At 28.4% G+C, this 12,514-nt stretch carries 10 protein-coding genes; 2 read left to right on the top strand and 8 right to left on the bottom strand.

Annotated elements, in window-relative coordinates; all coding sequences use genetic code 11:
- Positions 1–9 precede the first annotated feature (9 nt).
- The 7 genes from B2694_RS01410 to lexA all read right to left on the bottom strand — a co-directional run bounded on the left by B2694_RS01410 (position 10) and on the right by lexA (position 7,213).
- Complete coding sequence (locus B2694_RS01410; RefSeq protein ID WP_346884245.1) at positions 10–1,731, bottom strand: S8 family peptidase; 1,722 nt, start codon at positions 1,729–1,731, stop codon at positions 10–12.
- 65 nt (positions 1,732–1,796) lie between these two features.
- On the bottom strand, positions 1,797–2,489 hold the full coding sequence (locus B2694_RS01405) for a helix-turn-helix domain-containing protein (protein ID WP_346884244.1): 693 nt from the start codon (positions 2,487–2,489) through the stop codon (positions 1,797–1,799).
- Positions 2,490–2,572: 83 nt separating this feature from the next.
- Positions 2,573–2,944 (bottom strand): DUF3783 domain-containing protein, encoded by a 372-nt coding sequence (locus B2694_RS01400; RefSeq protein ID WP_035134810.1) that lies wholly within the window; start codon positions 2,942–2,944, stop codon positions 2,573–2,575.
- A gap of 15 nt (positions 2,945–2,959) precedes the next feature.
- On the bottom strand, positions 2,960–3,475 hold the full coding sequence (locus B2694_RS01395) for a peptidylprolyl isomerase (RefSeq protein ID WP_346848787.1): 516 nt from the start codon (positions 3,473–3,475) through the stop codon (positions 2,960–2,962).
- An 80-nt stretch (positions 3,476–3,555) separates the two neighbouring features.
- On the bottom strand, positions 3,556–4,344 hold the full coding sequence (murI, locus tag B2694_RS01390; protein ID WP_346884243.1) for a glutamate racemase: 789 nt from the start codon (positions 4,342–4,344) through the stop codon (positions 3,556–3,558).
- 192 nt (positions 4,345–4,536) lie between these two features.
- Positions 4,537–5,070 (bottom strand): hypothetical protein, encoded by a 534-nt coding sequence (locus B2694_RS01385; protein WP_346884242.1) that lies wholly within the window; start codon positions 5,068–5,070, stop codon positions 4,537–4,539.
- A 640-nt stretch (positions 5,071–5,710) separates the two neighbouring features.
- Positions 5,711–7,213: a transcriptional repressor LexA gene (gene lexA / locus B2694_RS01380; protein ID WP_346884241.1), complete on the bottom strand. Its 1,503-nt coding sequence runs from the start codon at positions 7,211–7,213 to the stop codon at positions 5,711–5,713.
- A gap of 197 nt (positions 7,214–7,410) precedes the next feature.
- Here lexA and B2694_RS01375 point away from each other — a divergent pair, with 197 nt between their 5' ends.
- On the top strand, positions 7,411–8,979 hold the full coding sequence (locus B2694_RS01375) for a MutS-related protein (protein ID WP_414632698.1): 1,569 nt from the start codon (positions 7,411–7,413) through the stop codon (positions 8,977–8,979).
- Between the two features lie 96 nt (positions 8,980–9,075).
- Here the strand turns inward: B2694_RS01375 and B2694_RS01370 are convergent, their stop codons facing one another.
- On the bottom strand, positions 9,076–10,176 hold the full coding sequence (locus B2694_RS01370; protein WP_346884239.1) for an ion channel: 1,101 nt from the start codon (positions 10,174–10,176) through the stop codon (positions 9,076–9,078).
- 243 nt (positions 10,177–10,419) lie between these two features.
- On the opposite strand from B2694_RS01370, the gene B2694_RS01365 reads away from it, so the two are divergent.
- Complete coding sequence (locus tag B2694_RS01365; RefSeq protein WP_346884238.1) at positions 10,420–12,447, top strand: HAMP domain-containing sensor histidine kinase; 2,028 nt, start codon at positions 10,420–10,422, stop codon at positions 12,445–12,447.
- Positions 12,448–12,514: the final 67 nt, after the last annotated feature.

Genomic DNA, 12,514 nt, shown 5'->3' with positions numbered 1-12,514 from the left:
AATTTATTCCTACCTTGAGGCTACTTCGTTATTCCATACCCTAAGAGCTCCTGAAAGACATAAAGTACCATATCCCCAACTATTATTAGGATACTGTACATCTACTCTACTTCTATTGGCTCCTTTTAATAAAAAGTATTTTACTCTTTCTCCATACAAATAAGGATCATTTCCTCTTATAATTCCAAATTCCATTAAAAGTCCACATGCCCCTGCCACCTGAGGTGTAGCCATTGATGTTCCTGACCGTGGCTCAAATCCACCTCCCGGAGTAGATGATTCTATATTTTCTCCAGGTGCTACTAAATCAGGTTTTACAGGGTTTAGTTCAGCATTTCCTCTTCCAGAGAATGGTGATATAGTAACGTTTATAAAATTATAACTACCAACGGTTATTACATCTGCTACAGTTCCCGGTATACCTAATGTATTAGCAGTACTAGGTCCTAAGAATCTTGTAGCAATATTTAATCCTTCTGCAATAGGTAACCACATGTCATAACTACCTCGAACATTTTCATTAGTAGTCATGTCCATAGTCCATATTCCACTAGCTATGCTTCCTTCTCCTACCCCTGAAAGTACAATTATTATTTCCCCATCTATACTAAAAGGTGTAGGGCCTGTATTAAATACAAAATACTCAGTATTACCTATTCTTCCTTGATTTAATGCCTTTATTAACCTTAATTCGCCACTACTAGTCCCACTTGGTGATATAAGATTTAAATTAATATCCTTTAAAAAGGACTTAAATAACTGTATTATTAGTATTCTCTCATCTATTCCAACATTAAATCGTATTTCTTGTGATCTACCCAATTCACCACCAACATGGTGTGCTCTATCCCCTTCATTCCCTGCTGCTACTACTATGTTAACTCTTTGCACTGTAGAAACTATACCTATATATTGCTCTAACAAACTATTTCCAGTATGCGCTCCATCATTTGTGCTAAAACTTATGTTTATAACTAGGGGCTTATTTAATTCATAAGCTTTATCAATTAAGAATTTAATTCCTCTCATTAACTGAGTACTTTTTGCTCCCTGTCCTCCTATCTCTCTTGTCATTTTAACCATGGCTATAGAACTTCTAGGAGCTACTCCATAAAACCTCCTTGGTATATTCCCTCCAGCACAAGCTATACCAGCTACATGAGTACCATGGCCTGCTCTATCAAAGTGTGGTACTAATGAGTATGGATCTGGACTTCTTAAAGCTGCATTTATCTCTTCTCTTGTATAAATTCTTCTATTTTCATACAAATCATAAATAAAATCAATCCTTGTATCTCCATTGTCAAGTCTAAATGATTGGTTTACATAATCTATTCCAGAATCTATAAACCCTATAAGTACCCCCTCCCCCTCTAATCCATAATTAGTATTTACTTCTATTATACATGAAGCTCTATTACTAGGTTCAAAGGATAAAAATAAATTTTTAGGTAACTCTATATAGTTGATTTCTCTTATTCCTATTAACTTTTCAATATCCTCTCTAGGTATAGTTATAATTCCATAACCAAAAGCTAAATCTTCAAAGGTACCTCCAATAGCATTTATTTTCTCTTCCATTACCTCTGGAGTCCCACTATAAAGTATAATTAATTCAATGTTAGTTTCTTCAACATCTTCAATTCCATACCCATATCCATATATAATCTCATTTCTTATGCTCTCTGGTACATTTATAAGTAAATTTAATAACCCATCAGCCTTTTGCACACCCATACCTCCAAATTCTTATATAGTTATAGTATGAATGTATATTAAAAATGTTATTAAATTGATTATAGTTGAACTTCTAATCTATTTAATTTTGCAATAACCTTTATACCTTTAGGATGAGCTGTTTCTGTACGAACCATATTTTTGTTACTTATTATTAAAACCTTATTACTATCTAGCTTCTTTAACTGTCTTATCACTCTTTCTCCATTTACATCCATGAGATATATCTTATTATTTTCTATTTCAGAAGTAAGGTTAGCAAATGCCAAATCTCCCTGACAAATTCTAAATCCTAACAAATCATCATTTTCAATTTTAATATATAACACCTTATCCTGAGCATATCCTTCTATTTTATTTGATATAACAGGCAACTCTTTTTTTCCTATAGGCTTGTTTAAATCATAGCTATAAATTCCTACTGACTTAAGAACAGAACTAAATGCATCATTCCATACTTCATTTATAGTTTCTTTTACTTTATTAGCCTTAGTTGCATTATGCGTCTTTAAATTACTTTCTGAAGATTTTCTTTCTTCATAAGCTATATTATCAAACAGCGTAGTCATTTCTGCAAGATCTCCACCTAAAACCTTACCTACTCTTTCTATAAATTTTTCTTCTACAACTTTTCTTCCATTCTCAACATCATTTATATAATTTTCTGATACTCCAAGCTTCTTAGCAAGTTGCTTTTGAGTCATTCCCTTAGCATTTCTTCCTTGTTTAATTCTTTCTCCAACAGTACTCATTCTTAATTATCCTCCTTGTATCTCCTTAATCTAAATAGAAATCCTCTAGTCCTAGAGGATTTCTAAATTATTAGACTTAAAAATTATTTTTGATAATATTGTCTCTCTTTTACTAAATGATCTATCAATTCATGAAGAGTCATTTTAACAGAATTGGGTGTAGTAGACGCTAATATTGGTTTTGCACCTAAAACTTCTCTAACCTTTTTAACAGCTTGTTGAAGATAAACACCTAAAAATCCATTAAATATAATAACTTTTTCTTCAGGTAGTTTAGTATCACTATCTGATAAGCTCTCTTCTTTTAATATATGCTCTAAAGTATATTCTCCCATATTTTCATTTATTGATACACATGGTTTTATACATATATCTTTGAATTTTATATTTAATTTATCTATCTCTTCATCATTAAGCCCATAAGCTATGATTAATCTATCTTTAAGTATATTCATATTAAATACCTTCCATTATAATTTTTCTGGTTCTCCGTAGTTTACATCAAAAGTTTCTACAGTTACAGATTTTATAACTTGATCTTCATATGGTCTATCTCTTCTATCTGTTTGAGAGCTTACTATTTCATCTGCTACATCTTGACCGTCTATTAATTTACCAAAGGCAGCATAACTTCCATCTAGGTGTGGTGCATCTGCAACCATTATAAAAAATTGAGAACCTGCTGAATCTGGATGTTGAGCTCTAGCCATTGATAAAACACCCTTAGTATGTTTTAAATCATTTTTAAATCCATTTCCACTAAATTCTCCTTTAATTGAATATCCTGGTCCGCCCATTCCTGATTTTTCTGGGCAACCGCCCTGAATCATAAAACCTGGTATTACTCTATGGAAAATTAATTCATCATAAAATCCCTTATAAGCCAAGTCTATAAAGTTTTTTACTGTATTGGGAGCTATTTCAGGATATAATTCTGCCTTCATTATTTTTCCGTTTTCCATTTCAAAAGTTACTATTGGATTCATACATCTTCCTCTTTTCTTTCTTTATATTATTTATTCTTTAATTATTTTTATGTAATTTATTATACTGATGATAAACAGAGTTATTTGCTGTTTTTATCTGCATCAAGCAACTTATATGACAATTCTATTAAATTTTTATCATATTTGGAATTATATATTTTAACAGTTCCTTGTTCATTATTAGTATTTAATAAACCTTTTTGATCTAACTTACGCTTCAATTGTTTTACTGTTCCTAAACTACCATCTATAATAGCAACATCATCATTTATAACATTCACTAATGCTTCTTTAATAAATGGATAATGAGTACATCCAAGAACCACAGAGGACACTCTCTCTTTAGGTACATCTTTAAACCTATTTCTTAAATACCCCTCTACAACTTCACCCTTAATATTTCCATCTTCAATGATTTCCACCAGACCATCACATGGCATTGAAATAATATCAGAAGCCTTATTATATCTTTCTCTTAGTTTACTAAATTTATTCTCAGATAAAGTCATTGGTGTAGCCATTATTACTATTATTCCATTACCATAATTCTCTACTGCCGGCTTTAAAGCTGGCTCTATTCCAATTATGGGGATTTCTTTATAACTCATTCTTAATTCATCGATTGCGATACTAGTAGCAGTATTGCATGCCACTACTATAGCTTTCACATTCATAGAAATAAGCTTATCTACCATATTAAAGGTTAACTTTCTAACTTCCTCTGGAGTTTTCACTCCATAGGGTGCATTTAAAGAATCTCCTATATATATGTAATTTTCTTTAGGTAGTAGCTTCACTGCTTCCTTTAGGACACTAATACCTCCAACCCCTGAATCAAAAAATCCTATACTAAAATTAGTTTTGTCCATACTTCATTACACCACACTACTTAGTTTTTAGATATTTCTTCATATATCCTATAACTATAATACTACAGGTAAAAGATTATTAAAAGTATGAGACATGCATTATGTAAAAATATAGTTAAAAAAGAGTATTGTTTATGACTTATTTAGGTCATCTTACAACACCCTTTCTTTAATTATTTTACAGTACTCTCACTATTGTAATACTTCCTTAATCTTTTCTTTAATATATTCTATTATTTCTATATCTCCAATAGTTGCTTTACCATCCATTAAATCAATCTTTATTCTAAAGAAATTTATAACTAACTTATTTCCTGAGATTATATATTCATCAGAGTGTAATGGTGAGAAAATAACTTCTACTTCATCATAATTATATTTATTTTCTACCTTCTGAAATTCACTTGCTAATGAATCTAAATTTAATATTTTTAGTGGTGCTGCCATTGCATGTGTAAATTCTAAGTCTTCCATCATCCACATATTGTTGTTCCAGAACTTCTTTTCTTTTTTAGTTCCATCAAAAGGTTCTCTATTTTTTATAGCGCTTAAAGCACGTCTTACAGATTCTCCATTAAATTCATCATCATAAGCAACAGTTAATCCCGGCATTTTTGCTACATCATAGAAAAATGATTCTGCAATGTTATCCTTTTCAGATGCTGCTTGCCAATAATAAAGCATTGCTTCTACTACTTCTAAATTTAATCTCACTCTACTTAACATAAAATCTCTCCCTCTCATAATCAGATTAAACCAAACTTCACAGATAATTATACACTATGGCTTAGTAAGTTTCTATGGTTTACATTTTTCTTATTCCCATTACCTAAATGGCTTTTTAAGCATATATTATATTAAACTCTTATAATTCATTTTCAAGCGAGGTGAATTTCATGAAAAATACATCAGTAAAAATCACTTTAAAGCTATTTATCTGTGGTGTGTTGTGGAGTATTATAACTTTAGCTATAGCAGGGATATTTACACCACTAACTAACTTTTTTTTTTAAAGACATTATATTTGTAGAAGGCTTAATCATGTTATTAATGTCTATTACATCAGCTATAAACAGTAAATCTTTAGGTATGTCCTATTATATTTTAAATGAAATATATTCTAAATATATGGACAATAAAGCTTTTACAAAAGATAACATTTTTAATACCCTTAATAATATAAATTTCCATCTTTTCTTAAATTGGATTTCTATAGCTATAGGTGGCTTTATAGACATTCTGTTGATCTTTATTTTATGAGCATTATTGAGACTATAAAATAAAAAGGTAGAGTAAACTTAAATAAATTATTTACTCTACCTGTATTTATAAAAAATTTGTTACTATTTTAAGACTTACATAGATGTTAGCTAGTAGACTTAATTAACCCTACAGCCTTGCCAATAATATAAGCATTATCCTCTTTAATCTCTATAGGATAGTATTTATCATTTTCTGGCATTAATACTGCCTTATTTCCTTTTAACCATAGCCTCTTAAGGGTAGCTTCTCCATCTATACTTACAGCAACTATCTCATTATGATTTGCCATAGTTTGCTTATTTATAACTATATAATCTCCATCTTCAATATTAGCATTAATCATACTATCCCCTTTAACCTTTAATATAAAAGGTTGTTGTACACCTTTAAGCCAATATATAGGAACATTAAATTGACCTTCTATTTCATCATTAATAGAAATAGGTTGCCCCGCAGCAATCTCATTGTACACTGGAACTTTATTTATTTCCTTATCTCCGATTATCTCACTAGTAGTGTTAGGGTTTAAAATAACTTCATTATAACTACTAGTATCTATGGCAAAATCATGAGATATATTATGTTTTAAATCTACATATTTATAGGTTTCAATATATTCATTGTTTTTAACCATTTCATCTGCCTTCAACTCTTTATTAATTTTGTCTTTGATAGTTTGTTCTATAACTTTTTTAGTCACATTTTTCTTTGATACTTTACTACAATTTACAACCTTATATTTATTACTATCAAAAATAGTAACATCCTTATTCCGTTTAAAGTATTGAAGCCAAGGTTTTGGTGTGTTAATAGGATTAATATTTTTCACCAAAATAAAGTTACTATAAGTAAAATCTTTTAAAAGTCCACGAATAAATTTTACTTCTTCAATGGTTAACTGTTCTACATTATCTATTATTATATGTGCATACTTTAAATCTTTAAGCTTATCTATATTATCATAAACAATTTTAAACTCATCTATATAATCAATTAGCCTATTTTCTTCCATATAATTGCAATACCATGAATATAATTTATAAATAGCTTCTCTACTATTAGAATTCTTTCTTAATGAAAACCCTCTTTTTTTTCTATTTAAATTTTGATATTCTTCAAGGGAGCTTATATTCAAATGTTTTATATAGAAAATTTCATCAAATAAAAAATCTATATTTTTTGTTAATATAATTTTATTTATTCGTCTTTCCTTCTGTCGCAATTCTGCAATTCCTTCTAAAATAAAAGCCTTTGCCACATCCTTATTGCAAAACCTTTTACCTTTCAAAGTGTTGCGTGATGTTATATACTGGAAACATTTGTTTATTAATTGTTTTTTACTGCAGATCTCAACATTATTATTTAAATATGAAAAAAACGTATTATTTCTATTTACATCTTGCTTTACCTCTTCTAATGTATCCCCTAAAACCTCATTAGATATAAACAATATATTTTCATTTTCTCTAATACAATAATTATCTTGTAAAAAGATGGCTCTTGATAAAGCTGCTCTAGTTTTCCCTATATCTTCTTTGCCATTGATTATAAAAAACCTATGCTTCTTATCCTCTTTAAATTTACTTAAAGTCTGTTTAATATCCATAAAATCACCTCCATTCACTGTATATTCTACTAAAATATATAATTAATATATCTTCTTTTACTACATTTATAATATACCTCATATTATATCATAAACTCTCATATTCTTCCTAAAAAAATAGTAGGTCATCCCTACTTGTTAGACTAAAATATAATAATGAGTTATAATGTTAAATAATAACATGTATTGGAAGTGATATATTGTCTAAAATCAAACCTAACTATATTAAAGAAGATTCTAAACGAGATAATGAAAGGGTACGTAACTTCAAGTCTATTAGACGATTATTTGATATCAGGCCTAAAACTGAATATTTTCTAGATGAACAAAGTTTCAATGATCTAGATATGAATAGAGTTTATGAAAAATTCGATAGGACCTATAGTAGTGCAGGAGAATCTGCTTTATATTCTATGATAAGGAATATTATTATAGATGAAAAAGAACTTAACAGAAGAAATAATGTAATTAGCTTCTTTAAAGATAATGAAGATAAAAAATGCCAGGTTCAAGTGCATTTTTTCAATATGGGATTTGATAATAAAGACTGCTTTATAGAAATGCTAGAAACATATCTTAAAGTTAATAAAAGTAAATATTACCTTTATACCTTCTTAGGAAAACTTTTACCAATATTAATAATACTTATATCTATAATTACCAAAAATCCTAAGTATATGCTTGGTTTTGCTGCAATTTTATGGATTAATGGATTTATAAATATGGTTGAAGCTAAAAATATCAAAGATAAAGGATTATTATACCTACGAAAAATAATTGTTGCTGCAAAAAAGTTGAAAAATCTTAATATTTCCGAACTTAAGGACTATAAATTGCAAATAACCAATATCCTAAACAATATAAAATCTATAGATAGAGGAACTAGACTTGTTGGATTTACCACTATGTTTGAAGGTTTCTTTGAGTTCATCTCTGTACCACTTTTATTAGAAGAAGCCGCTTACTATAAACTTAGTAGTGAACTTAAGGAGAAAAAGAATTACCTCTTAGACTTATATTACATAATTGGAGAAATTGAAGCTTTAGCATCTGTAGCAAGCTACCAAAGTGGACTTGATACACCATATACTAAGCCAAAATTTTATCAGGAACTAAAGTTAAACATTTCTGAAGGATTTCATCCCCTTGTTAAGAATCCTGTTGCAAATTCCATTAATATTAATAAACATGGTATCATTCTTACGGGTACAAATATGTCTGGAAAATCAACTTTCTTAAGGATGCTGGGAATTAACATAGTATTTGCACAAAGTTTCAATTTTGTACTAGCTGAAAATTACGAAGCTAGCTTTTTCAATGTTGTATCTTCAATTAGTCCAAGTGATGATGTAAATGCAGGAAAAAGCTATTACATGGCAGAGGCTGAATCCATCCTTAGAATTATAAAAGCTACTGAAAAGCCTCTTCCTATTTTCTGTGCCATAGATGAAATTTTTAGAGGTACAAACCCTGTAGAAAGAATTGCTTCTTCCGCTGAAATTCTAAAATATATTAACTCTAAAAAAGCAATTTCTATAGTTGCTACCCATGATAGGGAACTAGCTGATATTCTTAAAGATTACTATGATTTCTTTTATTTCAGTGAAGATGTAAATAGTAGCGAAGGACTTTCCTTTGACTACAAACTGAAACAAGGAGTATCTCAAACAAAAAATGCAATAAAACTTTTAAAATATATTGGATATCCAGATGAAATCATAGAAAATTCCTTTGAAAGAGCAGAATATATAGAAGGTTTTATATAACAATAAAACATGGGAGGCCGCTAAAAAGTGACCTCCCATAAAATTTACCTTACTTTACGTTTTATGTATATACTTATTTAATAATTGTAAATCTGCTTATCTTGTCATCTTTCTAACTAAAGTAGATGTCAAAATTCCTATCATTATAATTCCTATAAGTATTTCTATGCTGCTTAGTATAACCCCCATCATATTATATGGCAATAAATCACCATATCCTACTGTAGAAAATGTAACTAAACTAAAGTGAATACAATAAATTATATTTTTAAATAGCATTTTAACAGAAAAATCACCTGCTAATCCACTAATTCCAATTACTCCGCTGGAGCAGTTTATACCAGTAATCATGTATAATAAAGCAAATATCAAAATTATAATTAAAGATAACATAAAGCTTCTATAAGGCTTTTCGCCATAACCACATACTATATTGGCCACAGAAGAATAAAATTTCTTTCTACCTTTAAGCGTCCTATGAAAAGCTAATTTACTTTGATAAAAACACCTACCATATCTTCCGCCTACATGATTTCTTAAATATTGTTCACCAAAATCCATGTAACTAAAACTAATGTTTAGATAATTACAATTACATATGCAATTACTTGATTCTTCATTATTTCTACAGGTATTATTTTTTTTCATATCCTTATAGTTGAATTTTCCTATATAAGAACCATAATTAAGCTTAGTATAAGATTTCTCATTAATAAACTTTATATCCATGGTTCCTTCCATATCTTTTATTATGCAGTCCATTAAATTACAATTATCTATAAATCTAACCTCATCATAACTATTTCTTACAAAATTACAACCTTTCATAAAGCTATTTTTAAAATCAACCTTATATAATGAACATTCCTTTATATATAAAGATGAAAAATTACAATTATTAATATATATTTTGTCTAAAATACAATTATTAAACTCCAAAAAATTTCTTAAATTTATCTTTCCTCTAATAAATTTACAATTTATGAACTTGCAATTAATAAATATAACATTTGAAAAACAATTATTTTCAAAATTCATATTTTTAAATTCACAATTACTATAACTTACATCCTCTAACTTAATATTAATATAATCTAATTTCGTATTCCCATTAAGTTTTAAATTTTCATAATTAAATTTTAAGATTTTATCGTAATCAACATATTTACTACATTTCACAGTATAATAACTACTCATATATACTCCCACCACAATTTTAATAGTATTATTTTATGGAAATGTATTTATTATATTCTCTAAGATAATAATAAATATATTAATAATTAATACAATGTTAAAAATATTCTATTATCTATCTAATTTTCATGATATAATTATTATGTCGATATATATACTTTCTTGGGATACTTACTCAAATACTTTATTCCAAGTCAATTAAATATATTTTAAAATCAAGTATAGATATGTTAGGTGATTTGTATGAATGATAAATATGTACTCTCCTGCCAAAGAAATAAATTTATATATGTGTTAGTTAATTTAGTTTTAGGCATAGTTATGTCCTTTAACTCTATCACAGTTTTTGCTACGCCATCAAGTGATACTGATCAATCCCTTTTAAAGTATAAAGAGGTATTAATTTTATCTTCTCAAAGTGAAAATGAACTGTGGGAATCTTATCTTCTCGATAATCTCAAAACTTCACTAACTTCAAGCGACTTAAATATTCATACACGAATAGAATTCCTATCTATAACAAATGATGACAACTCCTATTTAGATAAGCAAGCTGACCTTTGGTCATTAAAATATGAAAATACTAAATTTGATTTAATTGTTACTCTTGATGATGAATCTTTAAATTTTGTAGGAAATTATTACACTACTCCCATGTTTAAAAATGTACCTGTGGTATATGGCGGTATTAATGATGTTAGCAAGCTGTCTTCCTATCCATTTAATAACTTTACTGGAGTAATGGAACCAGTTAATGTACGTACCCTAGTTGATTTGATTTTACATACAAATCCAAATACTTCTGAAATAAATATTTTATTGGATAATACTATAGCATCTAAGTATATAGAAAACCAAGTAAGAGATACTATTCCCTATTATACTAATGTGTTAAGATTTAATTTTATAAAAAGCGATTATATTGATGATCTATGCTATAAAGTATCTCAATACCCTAGCAATACACCTTCAATAATTGTTGGTAATTTCAAAGATACTTCCAACATTATAATTTCACCTAAGAATACAACACATATTATAAAAAACTATTCTAATGGTCAATTATATACTTTTAAGGAAACTTATGTTGGAAATGGAGCTATCGGTGGACATATATTATATGCAAAAAATCACAGCAAAATCATTTATGAAACTGCTATTCGTGTACTAAATGGTACAAAACCAAATGATATCCCAAGTATATACGATCCTGGTAGTACCTTGTTATTTGATGCATCAGAAGTAACAACAAATAATATATCTCGTTCTTCTCTTCCCGAGAATGTTGTATTTATAAATGATAGTTGGATAAATAAAGGCGTCTCTCTAGGTATAGTATTTCTTTTACTTCTAATTTTGCTAGTATGCATGATAATGTTAGCTATTCAAACAATCCAAAAAACAAATAATGCAAAAAATATGATTGCTGCAAAGAAAAGATATGATGAACTTCTGATAAGTGATAAAATTAAAACTGAATTTTTAGCTAACTTTTCTCATGAAATACGTACTTTGCTTAATGTTATACTATCCGGGCTACAACTTTTAGATATATATAAAGATAACGGCAAACTTACTTTTGCTAATAAAGATGATGAAGTTAAACTAATATATATACGTCAAAATGGATTTCGACTACTTAAGCTTATAAATAATCTAATTGATATGACAAAAATTGATTCTGGGTTTTATCATGTAGAGTTTGAAGTTAAGAATATAGTAGAAGTAGTAGAAGATATCACTATGTCTGTACTTGAATATGCATCTGCTAGAGGAATTTCCATAGTATTTGATACTAACGAAGAAGAGGTTTATATGCCACTAGATTCTGAAAAACTAGATAGAATTATATTAAACCTTCTTTCAAATGCTATTAAATTTACACCTAAAGGAGGACGTATATACGTAACTTTAAAATGTTTAAAACAATCCATATCTGTTTCAGTAAAGGATACTGGAATTGGAATTCCTAAAGATAAGCAAAGAAGCATCTTTGAAAGATTTACTCAAGTTAAAAATGAAAAATCTAAAAGTAAAGAGGGTAGTGGTATAGGTCTCTCTTTGGTAAAATCTCTAGTAGAACTTTTAGATGGTTCCATTATCCTTAAAAGTGAACCAAACAAAGGTTGTGAATTTATATTTACCCTTCCTATAAAGGAAGTTGATCGGGCCACTTTAGATGTGGAAAATCATATATCACAAAATATTACTAATAATAGCGAGAAACTCATGGTAGAATTTTCTGACATAGACTCTAACATAAACATATAATAATATCATAGATTAAAAAACTCAGTTAATGTAATTATCATTATATTAACTGAGTTTATTTAATTTG

Origin of the sequence: Clostridium sp. UBA4395, assembly GCF_002390995.1 — a bacterium.
Classification (GTDB): domain Bacteria; phylum Bacillota; class Clostridia; order Clostridiales; family Clostridiaceae; genus Clostridium_J; species Clostridium_J sulfidigenes.
The sequence above is the reverse complement of the archived record's forward strand: the minus strand, read 5'-3'. Positions and strand labels throughout refer to the sequence as shown.